The following is a 15,550-nucleotide window of genomic DNA, read 5'->3' on the forward strand; positions in this document are numbered from 1 at the left end:
GACACCGGATCCCGACGGGCCTCGACCGCCAATCGAGTCGCACGCTCACGCAGCTCATCGTTGTACTTCTTCGGTGCGGGCATCGCTGGTGTTCCTCCCAGGTTTCGATGTCTCCATCAAACCCGGTGCGGAACACACTCCCGAGCGTGTAAGCAGCCCATGTCACTCCGATCCGGCCAGCGTCACCCGGCGAATGGGTGGGATGGCATGAGTTGGAGGGGCAGGTCTCGGTCAGCAAGCATACATACCGTATGGACGAATAGCGATCCGTAGGTGATCATGCCGAACGCCGCCTTGATCAATGGCCTGGTCACGCCCTACTACGGCCTGGTCGCGGTCGGACGGCCGTTGCCCGTGGCCGACGAAGCGTCCGCGTCGGCCGTCTGGATCGCCCGACTGGCGCGGGGCCAGCCCCGCGCCCGGTCGGCACCGCGCGCCGAGCGTTCGCGCTGCGCGGCAAGCGAATCCCATGCCGGCGCGCCCTACGCCTCCGGCCACCAGGGTGCTGATGCGTTGTGGATCGGCGGACGTGTTGACGCCGTGTGGGTGAGACCAGTCGGGAAGCGCAGTCCGTTGCCGGACGGCGACCGCGAGATGCGGCACGCTGGCCGGTAAGGGGGCGGCCTCGGCCTCTCACTCGAGCAGTGGCACCCACGCGGCGGCGACGGTTCCGTCGCGTCGCGCCTCGGTGAGCCGTTGAGCCGGAAGCGGCTCGGGGTGCCCTGCCTGCTGTAGGGGACCAACTCCGTAGACGGCGGCGACGGCGCCCAGTGCCCTTGCAGCGGTCGTCCAAGTGGACGGTATCTCGCCGACGCCGTGGGCGAATACGTGACCGCTCGGGTCATGCAACCCGAGACCCGTAGCGTGCAGACCCACACCCCAGGTGGTCACCCGCGCCGGATGTGTCGCCGATGTCCAGCGCGGCAGGCCCAACAAGATCGCCGCCTCCACCTGCGCCTCGCACCGCGAGCCAGTGAGGGTTTCCGTCCACGCGGCGGTGGCTGGCTCGAACCAGGCGACGGCGACCACCACCGGTCCGTCGGCGTGAGAAGGCTCACCTGGCTGCGGGATGGGAAAAGGAGCAGCCCACGGCTTCTCCTGGCTCGTCACCCACACGTGCAGCCGTACACCGCCGCGCCTCTTCGCATCATCGGCGACGGCAAGCACCCATGCGTCGCCGACCTTGTCTCGCGCCCCTGACCGATCCGGGTGGTTTACCGGTGGAGTCGGCTCCGTAGCGCCTGCGCTTTCCGCAGCCGGTAATCCATCCGATACCTCTCGCGATGTTGCTGATGTCCACGGGCGGCGTGCGTTCACCGGTTGAGTGGACCTGGGCACTGTCGCAGATACGGGCCTGAACGCGTCGACTCCATTCGGCAGGAGCGTGATCGGTACGAGCTGGCCTGTCCTGTACAGCTGGTACCGAGCACACGTCAGCCAACCCTCCGCACTGTCGCAGTAGTTGTTACGCCAGGCGCTCAAGCTTGCGTTGAGCAGCGGGAAGAGGGGGCAGTCCTGAGCGTGTGAGCAGCCCATGTCACTCCGATCCGGCCAGCGTCACGCGGCGAATGGGTGGGATGGCATGAGTTGGAGGGGCAGGTCTCGGTCAGCAAGCATACATACCGTATGGACGAATAGCGATCGGGAGGCGATCATGTCTCGAAGCGATCGGCTCAGGGCCCGTCCACGACTGCACTGCACTGCACTGCACGGGAGCCTGCCACCGCCGTACGACGCGGTGAGAGTCTGGAACGGACGCGCGATGTGAGCCTTGCTCGGCGTTGCTAACGTCGCGGCGACGTCCGGAAGGGCGAACGGGGAGGACGACGCGGTGGCCAGCAGCGGAAGTGCAGCTACCTTGGCGAATCGGCGTGCTCGCGCGCCGATGGTCGTGATCGGCAGCGTCGTCGCGTTGGCCGCCCTCATCGCGCCGGGGTACAAGCTGGGTACTGACCCGCGGGTCGAGCACGGAGAGGTTGTCATCCTCGTGGCGCTGACTCCGGGAGCCCTTCTGGTGCTGTCCTGGCTCGTCCGCCTGGTGCAGTGGTGGGGTGCCGCTCATGCTCCCGCGAGGCGCGTCATGGTGACCGCGCATCTGGCGCAGTCGCCGCAGCCGGGAAGTGCGGGGCGGGTCACCGCTGCGGCGCACGCCGTAAGCGCCGCCGGCGGGATCAACACCAGCCCCAAGGGATACGCCGTGTGGCTGACGGTGAGCGGCCGGGACGGCGGTGTCCTGCACCAACGCGTCGTCTGGGAACCGTGGTTGCGCGAGCTGACGAGGCCGCGTCAGGCCACGGTCCGGCACGGGTACGGCATCAGCGTGGTCGACGTGGCCGGGTACGGGCGGCTCTGGCCAGCGAGTTTCACGCTGCGCCGTCGTCCCTACGGAGTCAGACTCATTCCGTTCCGCAAGGCCCGGAGGCTGCCGAAGGAGAACAGCCTCTCGCACGGCCGTCTGGCCTACCTTTTTCTCCTGCTCCTCATGCCCTGCCTGGGCGGCGCCGTCGCCCAGGGTGTGTGGGCGCTGCTCGGGTGGTGGGTGGCGTACCTCGTCGCCTCGATGGCCGCCACCGGAGCCTGGTTCGGCATCATCCCGCCCGGCGTGCTTCCGAAAGCAGCCCGTCGGGGCTGCACCTCGGCGACCTCGTGACCACGGACACGATCGAGCGGACAGGCGGCGACCTCGGCCAGACCCTCGTCTCCCCACCGGCTCCGATCCCGGGCCCGACGCTGCCGGGTTCGGCGGCGGTGAAGTTCGACCGCACCGTCCAACTGCTCGGCGACCTGCGTGCATTGTCCTTCGTCGTCCGTGAGAACTGCGGCTTCCCTCAGCAGATCTCGGAGCGTGCGGGGGGCGCCTGCAGTGAGGGGGTGACGTCGGAGAGTGCGTGCCTCGGATGCTTCCGGACGCCGCTTCTCACACACCCACGGAGGCCCCACTCCTACGAACAACAAGGCACCCCGGCCGCAGCCGCGGCCTGACCATCATGCGCAAGCCGTCCGGGAAACCGGGGGAAGCTCATCTGCGCGTCGGTGGTGTCCGAGGGATAGCGCCGCATCCGGTGACTGGGCAGATGCGCGGACACCACCGGCAGCACGTCGGGTGCGTCCAGAGATGCGCCAGCGCCGGCAACCAGGTACAACGTCATATTGGGCCTGGAGGTCGAGCATGACAGGTGTGTCACCTGCGCTCGCACCTCAAGGCCCACCCCATGATCAATCCGCCACGCCGCACGCCTCACAGCCAGTTCCCGGACTGACTCTTACACGTCCAACGGGTTGTCGGGGACGATGTGAATCGCTGCCTCCTCCGCGGAAGCGGCCCCGCCGTCGATGCCAACGTCCTCGGCTCGAAAATCGGACGACGGGTCGGCAGGATCTTGGGTAGCCCAGACGAGCCGACCTGCCCTCAAGTCACCAACCTGGTCGTCGATCAGCTCGCCAGCGGTATCCGATGCGTCACCAATCCCATCACCAAACTCTTCAGCTCCGATGTCGGGAACCTCATGGGCGAGTCTCCGGCTGAGGGGCTCGTGCATACTGGCTTCGTAGGCAGTCACCCCCCAAGCCACGCTCCCGGTGGGGCGATCAGGCGGCGAGTAGCCCGGGCCATCAACGTCGTCGCCAAGCTCCTCGTCATCGAGGCTCTCCTCGGGCGGCAGCAGTCCCGGGACGTAATCGTCCATAACGTCTCCTTCGATCCTGTTGTCTGGCCAGCTAGCCAGGCAACGCACCCCAACGGCTGACCTCGAAGAATCGTGCCGTTGTCGTCCGCGGGTGCTGCTGGGGGCGCGAGCTTTGCTCAAGCAGACTACACCTCTTAGGCTACCAAGCGGACTATTGAGACCAGTTTCATGGACGAGTGGTCGGGCCGAGGTGACACCGGTCCGGCAGCTCGTCGCCAACCGCATCCGGGACGAGGCCGCCACGATCCGGCCGGCGCTGGTGCTGGCAACGTTCGCAACAGCCGCCGCGTGCAGCCGGTGTTGACCGAGGCCTCGGGCCACGTGGAGATCGACGTGCCGCGCGGCGGCGCGGAGCACGCGTCACAACTTGGCAGAGCATCGCGATCGTCTCGTCTCGCCAAGCGACTGGAGGTGCCGCCTTGTTGGACTGTACCGTCCATGTCAGCATGGAAGAAGCAGCTAGGGAGAGCGCAGATGGACTCTGTAGACCACTACGGGGAAGGTTCATCGATGGACTGCGGCACACGCTCGGGTCTAGGGGCTGTCTCTGCCCCGCCCGGCGATGTCTTGGCCTTGGGATGGTCACTACTCTGCGGCCTCGATTCACTCGAAGACCTGGCGCGCTGGCGCGATGAGATCATTGACCTGCACCGGCAACTGATTCTCGACACGTCCGCCGTGCCCGATGTTGCCAGCCGCGCGCGCGACGGCGACGGCTCGCGAGTGGCGCATCCCGTCGCGATCGCCACACGGGAGGCGTTGGCGGCCGGCATCGAGCGAATGCGGGAGAACGGTGAACTGGCGGTCGACGCAGATCCGGCCAGGCTGGCGACGTGTTTGACGGCCGCGTTGCAGGGCGGATCGCTGCTGGCGAGAACAAACCGGGATATCACCCCACTGGGAGCCGCGCTCGACTTGGCGCTGAGCTATGTCCGCTCGCATTCGGCCAGGTGAGCGCTGCACTTATCAGGCCGAGAGAAACGTCCTGACATGATCGAGCGCCATGTCGAGTGCAATCTCCATTGGTGTGACGTCACGAGCGGCCTGGGCCAGCAGGTAGCCCCCTTGCAGCGCTGCCATCAGCCCGATCGCAAGCCTTCGAGGGTCGGCGTCGGCAGCGAGTGTCCGGGCATCCTGCATGCGACGCAGGCCGGCTTCGATAAGGTTTTCCCACTCGTCGAAGGTCTCTGCCAGGGCCATGCGAGCGACCTCGTCCTGGTCGGAGACCTCTGCGGCGATCGAGCCGAGGACGCAGCCGTACGCGCCCTTTTGCAGCGCGTTACGCTGAACGAGTGCGTCCCTCCATCGAACCAGACCATTGAACGATCTGAGGCGTTGTAGCGCAGCATGCTCGCGCTCCATGATCTCTTCCGCGCGGCGCCGAACCACGGCGCGGACCAGATGTTCCTTGTCGGCGAAGTGGCGATAAAGCTGAGATTTGCTCGTGCCGCTCGCGGCGCGGACCTCGTCCAGAGTGGTCGAACTGACCCCCTTCACGTACATGAGCTTGGCCGCGGCCTCGATGATGCGCCGCCTCGTCGCCGCGCCGCGAGGTGTCAGCCTCGACTCCTCTTCTGGACTTTCTGACCCGGTCACGAACGCAAGGCTACCGGCCTGGATGAGTTCGCCGTCTACCGATCCTCCGCCTGCTCAACGGAAGGCTGCACGACCGACGCTGACGCCACGAAAAACTGGACCTTGGAGACCACCTGGTCTTCACGCCACGACGTGACATCACACGCTCACGCGGACGCAGACTGACGACAGGTAGACGCCGCGTCCCCGTGTCCATTGTTGATCTCGTCGGCTCGGGTCCGTTGGAGGTCGGCCCAGTGACCCCGGTCCTCGCTCATGATCTTCTCGTAGGCGCGATCGAAATGTTCGTTATCGAGTAGGAAGTCGTTGTGCTGCAACGGGAACTCGAAGGACGGGGCTGCGGACCGCATGGAGAGGAATAGAACATGACCGAGGCTCATGTCCATCACTTTGATTACTCACCGTGTTAGCTGTGCCCAATCGCCTCGGTACGCGGGTTGTGCGCGCCGATGGCGGTGAACAGGGTGGCGACGAGGGCGAGTGCGCCGTATCCGATGGCGATCTGCGGGAGCGAGAAGGTGTTGGAGAGTTGGCCGGCGATGAGGGCGGGGATCGTCGCGCCGCTGTAGCTGAGGAGGTAGATGACGCTGAGGGTCGGTGCCCGGTCGGCCAGGGTGTTGCGGTGCAGTAGCCCGCGGGTGGCAGCGCTGATGGCGATGCCTTGGGAGGCGCCTGCGACGATGGTCGCGGCGATGAACAACTCCAGCGTCCCGGTGGGGATCGCTGTGACGATGCCGATCATTCCGGTCAGGAAGCCGATCATGCCGACGCGTTGGGCGGTTGCGGGTGCGAACAGGCCGCCGAGGGGAGCGCCCAGGACGCTGGGACCCATGTAGGCGGCGAACACCAGTCCGACGATGAGCGGGCTGCTGGTGTGCAGTTGATCTTCGACCAGTGCGGGCACGAACGCTTGGTAGAAGGCCCCGGCGGCCCAGGTGGCCAGGAATACCGCTGCCGCGACCGGGAGCAGACTCCTGACCCGTGCCGGCACGTAGACCCGAGGTCGCAGCGATCGCCGAGCACCCGGCATCCCAGTCACGGTCTCCGGGCTGACGGCGATGAGCGCGACAGACAGGAGCAGAAGGCCGATGACAACCAGGAAGATGAGTTCGCGCGGCCAGGGACCGAACTGGACCAGGGCGCCGGAGACGATAGCGCCGACGGCGAGGCCGAGCATGACCGTCTGACTGGAAGCCACCGAGGTCAACCAGGCCGGTCTGGCCGGTGCCGCGTCGACGATGTAGGCGGTGAGGCTGCTACTGGCCAGCCCAGCACCAAGGCCCATTAGGAACCGACCGGCGATCAGGATGCCGACGTCGTGCACACTCAACAGCAGCACACAGCCCAGCAGAAGCAGGACCAGGCTGGCAATCGAAGTGGGGCGCCGGCCCAGATGACTGGACAGGCGCCCCAGCACCAACAGTGTGGCGAGAGTGGCGACGGAGTAGGCGACGACGGTCATCGAGATACCGGCGTTGGTGAACCCATCCTCCGCCCGGTAGATGTTGAACAGCGGGACCGTTGAGCCCACCGCCACAAACACGGCCGCCAGGGAGACCACCGCAGATATGAAGGCCAGCTGGAGCGTTCTGCCGCCACCGGCCACGTTGGTCACTGGTGCCGTTTTGAGCATCGAGCTGCGCCTTTCTGGTGTCCTGAACCACCCCTTGGCTACCGCATGGTGCTTACCCGAGCGAACAGATGTCTCGCGACCAGGAACTGTGCCCGATCGGTGTCAGGCGCCCGGAGCGATCGCACAGGCTGATACACAGACCCAGGTGCCCTCACGCTTCTGGTACACGTCCGTGTACAGGGCTTCCTGCTCTGCGCCGTCCGCAATCATGGTGTACGTGGCGCGGCCGTGGATCAGAGCAACGTCACCGAGGATGCGGATCTTGGACTCGCGCAGTGCGAGATCCTTGAAGGGTCGGGGCTTGGCGATGTATTCGAGGTACTCCTCGCGGTTACGGGTGACACCCGGAGTCTGCACGACGAAGTCTTCAGCGAGCAGTTCGCTGAAACGCTCGGCGTCGCTGGCCTGGTCCGCGTGGTTGTAGTCGAGGTTGAGCTGTTCGAGGATCGCCAGGTCTTCGGCCGACTGTTTGATGTCACTCATTTTCTTGCTCCTTCTGTCTGATGGTGAACATGCGTGTTCAACGGCCACGCCCATGCCCGGCCGGCCGTGTGCGACCCAGGGAATGCCGGGTTCAGAACGTCGGCATATTCGAGCTGGCATTGTGGCGCCGGCTACGACGCCGCGCTCTGGTACCGGCCGTCGTAGCGGACTCCGCTGCGGGTGTCGGTGAACCTGACGCCCACAGGCACTCCGTTCTCGATGATCCAGCGGACCGTGTACGTCGCTCGGTAGGTCGGCGGCCAGCACGACACGAAGGTCCCGTCACCCGCAACGGACCACTCGCCAGCTGACGGCACGCCTCGCTCGACGTAGGTGGTTCGACCATCCGCAGTGAACGATTGGGTCGCACCGTCCTGGAACACGAACTGCGCGGCGGTCAGGGCGGTGATCATGTCCGCCGCATCGACCGGCTGACCATCGACAACGTCCGTACCGGAGGGCATACCGTCCATCGAACTCTCCTGACATCGGGCACGACACCAGCCGTCACCCTCTCGCAGTGGCACCAACTCGGAACAACCTGGGACCTCCACTACAAGGACTATATCGTCCCATGCTGGCCAGACATGAGAGGGCCCTTGGGCCCGTCGAACGCGCTTGATGCTCGAAACGACCGATGACCAGCAGAACATGGATGGACTAGATCGTCCACCTAGAGTATCGTCTCGGGCGTCGTCCCACCGGACGCTGCCCGCGCGAGCGGCATCCGTGAGATGACGCCAGCGGCGCGCGCTTGCGCTCGTGGTTCGGTGTCCACGACGACGAGTTCCACGACCCCGCGCGACCGATCACGGAAGATGGGAGCGAGCGTTGTCTTTTGCTACTCGTGGTTTCTCCGGACACCGGCGTAGGCCGGACGACCGGCTCCCGCCCGGGCAGACTCTGGTCCAGAGGTGGCCGGTCCTGTCCGCAGGTCCCACACCCCGGGTCGACACAGACACGTGGGACTTCGTCATCCGCGATGAGACCAGCACCGAGCACCACTGGAGCTGGGAACAGCTCCTCGCACTCGGGGTCGAGGACGTCACGGTCGACATTCATTGCGTCACCCACTGGTCGAGGCTCGACATGCCTTGGCGTGGTGTCAGCCTCGACAAGCTCTTCGAGAACGTCGGTACCGAGTGCGACTACGTGATGGCGCGGTCCTACGGTGGCTACACCACGAACCTTCCCCTCGAGGACCTCCTCGACGGCAAGGCGTGGATCGCGATCGAGGCGGAAGGAGAGCCGCTCGACCCTGAGCATGGTGGCCCGGCCCGCCTGCTCGTCCCGCACCTCTACTTCTGGAAGAGCGCGAAATGGATCCGCGGTCTGACGCTGATGCCGACGAACGACCCGGGGTTCTGGGAGCAGCACGGCTATCACATCTACGGTGATCCGTGGAAGGAAGAGCGCTACTGGTGAGTGCTCAGACAGCCACACTCCTGCGGACGCGCCATCGACGCCCGACATGGCACGTCGCCACGGTCGTCGAGACCCGGCCAGAGACACCGAACGCCGTGCGTCTGATCCTCGACGTGCCCACCTGGCCCGGCAGCGAGGCGGGCACGCATCTCGACGTGCGTCTCACCACTCCCGACGGCTATCAGGCGACCCGCTCCTACTCACTCGCCACTTCTGAACCGGGAAGGGTCGTCCTCGGCATCGACGAGTTGCCGGACGGCGAGGTCTCCCCGTTCCTTGTTCGCGAGGTACGCGCTGGGGACAAGCTTGAGATCCATGGACCGCTGGGCTCGTACTTTCTCTGGCGTCCGGGCCAGAGCAACCGTCCGGTCCAGCTCATCGCCGGCGGATCAGGCGTGGTCCCGCTCTATGCGATGGCCGCAGCCCACGCAGCCGCGTCGGACCCATCGCTGTTCCGTCTCGTCTACTCCGTCCGCGCACCGGCATACGTCTACTTCCGCGACGAGCTCGCCGCACTCGTGGGGCCGTCGTTTGCCGTCGACTACGTCTACACACGACAGGCGCCGCAGGGCTGGGCAGGGACGGTCGGGCGCCTCACCAGAGATTCGTTGGCCTCGACGACAATTGCGCCGCACGAGCGTGCACGCATCTTCGTGTGCGGATCCACAGGCTTCGTGGAAACAGTGGCGGCCTGGTTGCTGGAGCTCGGGCATTCGGCACGCGACATCCTCACCGAACGATTCGGAAGCCTGTGATGACTACCCGACTAGACGGCAATGTACTCGCGGGCGCACTCGCCAACCTGTTCGTGCCAGACCCCACGGACCTGCAAGCCCGATGCACGAACTGCGGTCAGATCGCTCCGATCGCCGAGGCCGTTGTCTATCCGGACGCACCCGGACTCGTCGCACGCTGCCGGTCGTGCGATCACGTATTGGCAGCGATCGTCGACGCCGGGGACAAGACGTACCTGAGCCTGTCTGGGCTGAGCGCCATCGCACTACCGACGTGACCGCGCTCACCGCGACCGGGAATGAACCCGAACCGTTCCGCAACCACGATCGTGCAGCGATCAGCGCCCAGCGAGCCTGCCGCCTAAGGGACGTCTCGTAACTCGGTGGACGCGTTGCCCGGCACCGGGCTGGCGGTCAACCCGCGAGGGCGATGTTGTGCAGGTTGGCAACACCGGAAGCGGTGGCGGTCAAGACCGCGAAGCTGCTCACCGGACCGCAGGGCCCGAAGTGGAAGGGCAGATCTCCCGAAGACTCAGAGCCGAGTTTCGGAGGATGAGTCGATGCGCATCAGCCACGAGGCGATCTACCAGGCGCTCTACGTCCAGAGGCGCAGCGCCCTCAAGCGCGAACTCGTCACCTGCTTGCGGACCGGGCGGGCGCTCCGCGTCCCCCGGGCACGTGCGAAACAAAGCGCACGGGCGCACGTCACCAGCGACAATCTGATCAGTGAACGTCCCGCCGAAGCTGCGGATCGCGCCGTCCCCCGGCACTGGGAAGGAGATCTGATCATCGGTTTGCAGCGCTCCGCGATCGGGACATTGGTCGAGCGGACGAGGAGGTTCACGATGCTGATCCACCTGCCACGTGAGGCCGGCTGGGGTGTGATCCCGCGGACGAAGAACGGTCCTGCTCTCGCCGGGTATGGGGCGATCACGATGAGCAATGCCCTCGCCGAGACGATCACGACTCTGCCCGAGCAGCTCCGCAGATCGCTGACATGGGACCGCGGCAAGGAGTCGTCTGCACATGCACGATTCACGGTCGATACCGGAGTCCCTGTGTTCTTCACCGACCCTCACAGCCCCTGGCAACGCGGCATTAACGAGAACACCGACGGGCTGCGGCGGCAGTACTTCCCGAAGGGCACCGACCTAAAAGGATGGAGCGCCGAAAAGATCAACGCTGTCGCTCACGCGCTCAACAGCCGGCCCCGGAAGACCCTCGGCTGGAAGACTCCAGTCGAAGTCCTCGATGAACACCTACGATCGCTCCAACAACCCAGTGTTGCGACGACCGGTTGAATCCGCCGAGTACACCTCAGCCGGGCTCGCCCGCGCGTGCGCCCAGTGGAAGGTGCGCCAGTCGATGGGCCGGGTCGGGTCGTGCTTCGACAACGCCGCCGCCGAGGCCACCTTCTCCACCATCAAGGTCGAATACGTCCACCACCGGCAGTTCCGCACCCGCACCCGCGCCGAGGCGCGCCTCAAGATCGCCACTTGGATCACCGACTTCTACAACCGGCGCCGACGCCACTCCGTCTGCAAGGGACGCTCACCCATCGACTACGAACGATCAACGGCGTGGGCGCTGGAGGCCCACGCCGCATAACGGAGCCCTCCACGCTTCCAGGGGACTGAGTGTGAGCAGGTCAGAGCCGTAACGAGCGGGCGCCGCGGATGGTCCTTGCGTTGGGAGCAGATCGGGTGTAGGCCGGCGAAGTGGTCACCGCAGCGAAGAGGTCACCCAGCCGTACCGCAGAGCAGCAACGATTCCCCGCTCCGGAGCGCTTGACCTCCCAGTGGAGGTCGAAGTGGTCAGGTCTCGCTGCTCCCAAGGTGGCTGGTGCCGGCCGCGCCGTAGCGGTCGCCGAGTGCGTCGTCGAGCAGGATCAGCCCGGCCAGGCCGCGACCTGGATCGGCTCGCTGTCGCAGCTCGGCGCGTCAACGTCGAGCTCGGCATGTGCATCGCCTTCCTCGACGTGACACTGCAACGCCCGCTCGAACCTCACGCACCGTCCGCCAGCGCCGAGCAGATCGACGAGTTGATCGGCGCCCTGGCCGACGCAGGGGCGGGCAACATTCGCCCGACACCGCTGTATCTGATGCGCGTCGTCAAAGACCTGTTCTTCGTCTGGCTGCGCCACCAGCATCCCGAACTGCTCTCCACGTACGCCGGCCTCTACGCGCACGGCTCGCGCACGCCCGTCATTACGGCGGCCTCATCCGGGCACGGGTGAACCAGGCATTGCAGCGCCACGGGCTGCCGATCCCCGACGGCACGACCTCCGACAAGTTCGCCCTGCTCGGCAGACGCTCCCCCGTTACCGCGCCGACGTACCGACTCTGTTCTGCGCTGCCGGCACGAGTCACCGGCCAACGGCCAGGACCAGGACCTGCGCCGCATACAAGGCGCCGCATCGCGTTCAAGCTGTCGCGGTCGACGGAACACTGTCGCCGCCTGGGGCGGAACGACAACCGCTCGCTGCTCGGCCGTGATCGCCGAGCAGCGAGCGGCCTCATTTCAGCGGGGCCCGACGAACTCGGTCCTCACGCTCCATGCGAACTGAATCAGCAGGGTCACCGGGGACTTCTCGGCAATTTCATGCATCACCTTCAAGTCGTCGGGGTCAGGTTCTTCGCTCAGCGTGATCGTCCGCTGCAGGTAACGCTCTGCGCCTTCCTGCTGGGGTTCGTGGTAGTCGATCTCGACGGTGATGTCACCGGCGGTGTCGAACTTATAGTCGACATACTTCCGCAGCGTCTGAGCGGTGCACGACGCGAGCGCCATCAACAGGTACTCCGTCGGCGTCGGGCCTTCGCCGAGTGCGCCGTTGTGCGGTTCATCGGCGACGAACGGGAAGCCGCGGGTGGTCATGTCCGTGCGCCGGCGCTCAGTGGCCGGAAGGACAGCTCGGGCGGATGCGACGACACGATCCTGATCGGTTTTCATCAGCTGCGCCTTCCTGTGGAACCTGGTAGTGACGGTCCAGGTACGCGGATCCAGCAGCAGCCGAGCCGCCGTCTGAGCGGGGGCTGTGGCCGGGCGCATCACCCCTGACCGAGTGCCTCCGCAGGCTAGCCATCGCAGACCAGATAGTCCAGTTGATCTGTCGTTACCGGAGCGGCTCGGCCCTCACCCGACCATCACCTCAGGGCGCTCCAAGCTGCACTGGGAGGCGGCTAGGGCCAGGGCACCCTCGGCTGAACTTGCTCAATGCCATACCCAGAGATGGACTTATCAGTCCGTTAAGGCTAGGCTCTCCGTCGTTCACGCATCAGGCCGGCGATGGTCGTCGCCTCCCGCGACTCGGGTGGACTCAATCCGGACAACATGAGGAACGTCGATGCTCAGTGATCCGCAGTCGCAGTACAAGGCGATCCAACGACGCGCCGAACGACTCGATGGCGGCTTCTCACCGCACGGCTGCGGCGAGTGGCGCGACAACTTGGCGGACGTAGCGCCGGGCGGTGGCGACGCCGATGCCGGACCCGGCTGCGAGGCGGGCGTAGGTGTCGCCGTTGCGAAGGTGGGCAAGGGTGAGTAGGGCTTGCCGGCCGGGGTCCAGGCGCCGCCGCCGGGATCGACGCTGCTGGCGGTGGTCACGGCCTTGCCTGGAGCCTCGCCCTCATCGATCTCCGGGCCGCTCGCATCGGCCGTGACCAGCCTGATCCCGGTGAAAGGAGCTCAATTAACGGGTCGGCTCGGTGGACGGCTCGGAGAGGAACGATTTGATGTGTTCCAGCGCCATGTCCAGAGCAACTTCCATGGGTTCGACGTTGTGCGCGGCGTTCGCCAGCAAGTAGCCGCCCTGCAAAGCTGCCATCAGCCCCGTGGCCAACTTCTCCGGGTCGGCGTCCTGGCGCAGTGCACCGCTGTCCCGCATCCGGTGCAGACCATCACTGATCAGCTTTTCCCATGCCGCAAACGTCTCCGACAGCATCGATCGAGCCCGCTCATCTTGATCGGACAGCTCGACGGCCATCGACCCGAGTCCGCACCCGTATTTGCCGTTGTTCAGTGAGTTGGCCTGGACCAGCGCGTTACGCCACCGCACCAGCCCTGAGAACGATCTCAGTCGTTCGAGCCCTCCGCGCTCGCGCTGAAGCACAAGCGCGCCTCGATATTTGACCAACGCGCGAACGAGGTCCTGCTTGTCGGCGAAGTGGTGGTAAAGCTGAGACTTGCTCGTCTGGCTTGCCTCGCGGACGTCGTCAAGAGTCGTCGCGTTCACTCCGCGCACGAGCATCAGCCGGTTCGCCGCCTCGAGGATCCGCTCGCGCGTCGCGATGCCCCGTTGGCTGATCCTCCGCCGCTTCGTCGGCGCAGCCACCTGCTCGTCGCCCATCGGCCAAGTGTATCGGCGCCAGATAATCTATGGAGAATTGGCCCTTATTGTCCATCCGGCGTCATGTCGCGGTCGGGTGATGCTGAAGGGCGAACGCGTGCGCCGCCAGCTTGACCGAACGGGTGCCGTGTCCGTGAGATCGCCAATAGGGCGAATCTATTCCTGGACCATTTGGTCCTCGCTGTCGCAAGATGCTGAGGAGTTGCCCGGCGATGCGTCGTGAGCAGCGCGCCGGAGGTCACGGCAAGCTGAGCGACGCCGACCTCGATCTCGTCAGATATGTCGGCTACAAGGACTCGCAGACTCTCGAGATCGTCGCCCTGACCGTGCAGTCCTCGATGACCAACTTCCTGAACAACGGGATGGACGCCGACGTCGATATCCCCGCGCCGTTGGCCGCCTAAAACGCCGGCTAGCCGGGTGGTGACGGCGGCTCGGGCGGGCGTCTGCGGGCGCGGGCTGTGTCGGATATGGCGATCCCGGTCAGGACGAGGGCGGCAGCGGCGGTGGCCAGGACTGGCGGTAGGGGGAGCATCGCCGGTGTCAGGGCGGCCAGCGCAAGGATGCCGAGGGGTCGGGATCGGGAGACGCGGCCGAATACCGCGTGCTCGAAGCGGGCGCGCCCGGCCAGGTACAGCGCGGGTCCGCCGAGGATGACGGCGGTCCAGGCCGGTGGGGTGTGTCCGAGTGGGTGGGCGATGACGAGTTCGTCGCCGACGGCTACAGCGACCACGCCGGCGACCATGGCCAGGTGGGCGTATGACGCCGATCCGGCGAGGCGGACGGGGTCGGCGGACATGGCAATCGCTTCCGCGAGGACCTGCCCAGCGCGGTAGATGTAGATCCGCCACAGCAGCACGGTGGTCGCGATCGCCACGGCGAACGCGGCGGCCCTGTCCGGTGCGAAGCCGCTGCTGCTCAGCGCCAGTCCGGTAACGAGGATCAGCTCGCCGAGGGCGATGATGAAGAACTGCCGGTAGCGCTCGGACAGGTGCTCGCCCGAGATCACCAGGTCTTGGCGGGGCGTACGGCCGGCACCGGGGGTGGGGAAGCCGATTCTGCCTGCCGTGTGGTCAAGGGCCACCGCGAGTGCCCACAACGCGCCGCGTGCCGTACCGTGCACGAGCGCCCCCGCGATCCACGGCAGCGCCGACAGGCCGTACCAGAACAGCCCGCGCATGCCGATGCGCTGCAGCTCGTGGCCACGCAGAAAGGTCACGAGGGCGAGCCCGCGGCTGAGCTGGACGGCGACGTAGGCGCCGGCGAAGATCAGGCCCGTGTCGCCGAATGCCTCGGGCACCGCGGCTGCCATCACCAGGCTGCCGACCATGGTCGCGATGACCAGCGCCTGGATTACCGGTTGTTGCGGGTCGGTCCGGTCGGTTAGCCACGCGGTGCTGGACCAGATCCACCACAGGGCCGCCAACAGCACCAGCGTCCGGAAGGCGCCGCTCCACCCGAGATCCTCGGCCAGGCCGCGCGAGAGCTGAGCGAGCGCGAGGACGAACACCAGGTCGAAGAAGAGTTCCAGGAACGTGGCCCGCTGCGGATCCCCGGCTTTCCGCATCAGCTCGGCCGCCCTGCTCGTCCTCATCGGCTCGCCCGTTCTGCCAGCTCTGCTCCACGTTTGGGGGCATTCTGACACACG

Annotated in this window: 17 protein-coding genes and 2 pseudogenes; 10 read left to right on the top strand and 9 right to left on the bottom strand. The window is 66.1% G+C overall.

What is annotated here, in order from left to right:
* Positions 1-273 precede the first annotated feature (273 nt).
* Both AC1WTP_RS26950 and AC1WTP_RS26955 read left to right on the top strand, forming a co-directional pair.
* Positions 274-615 carry a hypothetical protein gene (locus AC1WTP_RS26950; RefSeq protein ID WP_481652055.1) on the top strand — a complete coding sequence of 114 codons (342 nt, stop codon included), beginning with the start codon at positions 274-276 and terminating at the stop codon, positions 613-615.
* A gap of 1,270 nt (positions 616-1,885) precedes the next feature.
* Positions 1,886-2,650: a hypothetical protein gene (locus AC1WTP_RS26955; RefSeq protein ID WP_481652056.1), complete on the top strand. Its 765-nt coding sequence runs from the start codon at positions 1,886-1,888 to the stop codon at positions 2,648-2,650.
* 613 nt (positions 2,651-3,263) lie between these two features.
* Here AC1WTP_RS26955 and AC1WTP_RS26960 read toward each other — a convergent pair.
* Positions 3,264-3,686 (bottom strand): DUF5709 domain-containing protein, encoded by a 423-nt coding sequence (locus AC1WTP_RS26960; RefSeq protein ID WP_481652057.1) that lies wholly within the window; start codon positions 3,684-3,686, stop codon positions 3,264-3,266.
* Between the two features lie 474 nt (positions 3,687-4,160).
* Here AC1WTP_RS26960 and AC1WTP_RS26965 point away from each other — a divergent pair, with 474 nt between their 5' ends.
* Positions 4,161-4,640 (top strand): hypothetical protein, encoded by a 480-nt coding sequence (locus AC1WTP_RS26965; protein WP_481652058.1) that lies wholly within the window; start codon positions 4,161-4,163, stop codon positions 4,638-4,640.
* A 12-nt stretch (positions 4,641-4,652) separates the two neighbouring features.
* Here the strand turns inward: AC1WTP_RS26965 and AC1WTP_RS26970 are convergent, their stop codons facing one another.
* The 4 genes from AC1WTP_RS26970 to AC1WTP_RS26985 form a co-directional block, all read right to left on the bottom strand.
* A complete protein-coding gene (locus AC1WTP_RS26970; protein WP_481652059.1) occupies positions 4,653-5,282 on the bottom strand; it encodes a TetR/AcrR family transcriptional regulator in 630 nt (209 codons plus the stop codon).
* A 406-nt stretch (positions 5,283-5,688) separates the two neighbouring features.
* Positions 5,689-6,897 carry an MFS transporter gene (locus AC1WTP_RS26975; protein ID WP_481652060.1) on the bottom strand — a complete coding sequence of 403 codons (1,209 nt, stop codon included), beginning with the start codon at positions 6,895-6,897 and terminating at the stop codon, positions 5,689-5,691.
* A gap of 120 nt (positions 6,898-7,017) precedes the next feature.
* Positions 7,018-7,398 (bottom strand): nuclear transport factor 2 family protein, encoded by a 381-nt coding sequence (locus tag AC1WTP_RS26980; protein WP_481652061.1) that lies wholly within the window; start codon positions 7,396-7,398, stop codon positions 7,018-7,020.
* 131 nt (positions 7,399-7,529) lie between these two features.
* Positions 7,530-7,871 (bottom strand): hypothetical protein, encoded by a 342-nt coding sequence (locus AC1WTP_RS26985; protein WP_481652062.1) that lies wholly within the window; start codon positions 7,869-7,871, stop codon positions 7,530-7,532.
* Positions 7,872-8,229: 358 nt separating this feature from the next.
* Between AC1WTP_RS26985 and AC1WTP_RS26990 the strand changes: the two genes are divergently transcribed.
* The 6 genes and pseudogenes from AC1WTP_RS26990 (at position 8,230) to AC1WTP_RS27015 (ending at position 11,793) form a co-directional block, all read left to right on the top strand.
* Positions 8,230-8,823: a molybdopterin-dependent oxidoreductase gene (locus tag AC1WTP_RS26990; protein ID WP_481652063.1), complete on the top strand. Its 594-nt coding sequence runs from the start codon at positions 8,230-8,232 to the stop codon at positions 8,821-8,823.
* Positions 8,824-8,843: 20 nt separating this feature from the next.
* Positions 8,844-9,578: an FAD-binding oxidoreductase gene (locus AC1WTP_RS26995; RefSeq protein ID WP_481652103.1), complete on the top strand. Its 735-nt coding sequence runs from the start codon at positions 8,844-8,846 to the stop codon at positions 9,576-9,578.
* Complete coding sequence (locus AC1WTP_RS27000; protein ID WP_481652064.1) at positions 9,578-9,835, top strand: DUF6510 family protein; 258 nt, start codon at positions 9,578-9,580, stop codon at positions 9,833-9,835. The genes AC1WTP_RS26995 and AC1WTP_RS27000 overlap by 1 nt, the downstream gene beginning before the upstream one ends.
* A gap of 147 nt (positions 9,836-9,982) precedes the next feature.
* A pseudogene (locus tag AC1WTP_RS27005) lies at positions 9,983-10,858 on the top strand (IS30 family transposase); the annotation flags it as partial.
* Positions 10,809-11,165, top strand: coding sequence for an integrase core domain-containing protein (locus tag AC1WTP_RS27010; protein WP_481652065.1), 357 nt, complete (start codon positions 10,809-10,811; stop codon positions 11,163-11,165). The pseudogene AC1WTP_RS27005 and the gene AC1WTP_RS27010, both read left to right, overlap by 50 nt.
* A 349-nt stretch (positions 11,166-11,514) precedes the next feature.
* Positions 11,515-11,793, top strand: coding sequence for a hypothetical protein (locus AC1WTP_RS27015; protein ID WP_481652066.1), 279 nt, complete (start codon positions 11,515-11,517; stop codon positions 11,791-11,793).
* Between the two features lie 284 nt (positions 11,794-12,077).
* Here AC1WTP_RS27015 and AC1WTP_RS27020 read toward each other — a convergent pair whose 3' ends face one another.
* The 3 genes and pseudogenes from AC1WTP_RS27020 to AC1WTP_RS27030 all read right to left on the bottom strand — a co-directional run bounded on the left by AC1WTP_RS27020 (position 12,078) and on the right by AC1WTP_RS27030 (position 13,902).
* The gene (locus tag AC1WTP_RS27020) at positions 12,078-12,506 is read right to left on the bottom strand and encodes an OsmC family protein (protein WP_481652067.1); all 429 of its coding nucleotides are present in this window, start codon (positions 12,504-12,506) and stop codon (positions 12,078-12,080) included.
* 472 nt (positions 12,507-12,978) lie between these two features.
* Positions 12,979-13,161 (bottom strand): annotated as a pseudogene (locus tag AC1WTP_RS27025) (helix-turn-helix domain-containing protein); the annotation flags it as partial.
* A gap of 84 nt (positions 13,162-13,245) precedes the next feature.
* Complete coding sequence (locus AC1WTP_RS27030; RefSeq protein WP_481652068.1) at positions 13,246-13,902, bottom strand: TetR/AcrR family transcriptional regulator; 657 nt, start codon at positions 13,900-13,902, stop codon at positions 13,246-13,248.
* 212 nt (positions 13,903-14,114) lie between these two features.
* Between AC1WTP_RS27030 and AC1WTP_RS27035 the strand changes: the two genes are divergently transcribed.
* Positions 14,115-14,306, top strand: a complete 192-nt coding sequence (locus tag AC1WTP_RS27035; RefSeq protein WP_481652069.1) for a hypothetical protein — start codon at positions 14,115-14,117, stop codon at positions 14,304-14,306.
* A gap of 8 nt (positions 14,307-14,314) precedes the next feature.
* On the opposite strand, the gene AC1WTP_RS27040 is transcribed toward AC1WTP_RS27035, so the two are convergent.
* Positions 14,315-15,496, bottom strand: a complete 1,182-nt coding sequence (locus AC1WTP_RS27040) for a low temperature requirement protein A (protein WP_481652070.1) — start codon at positions 15,494-15,496, stop codon at positions 14,315-14,317.
* Positions 15,497-15,550 lie beyond the last annotated feature (54 nt).

The sequence above is a fragment of the Micromonospora sp. R311 genome (assembly GCF_056780015.1).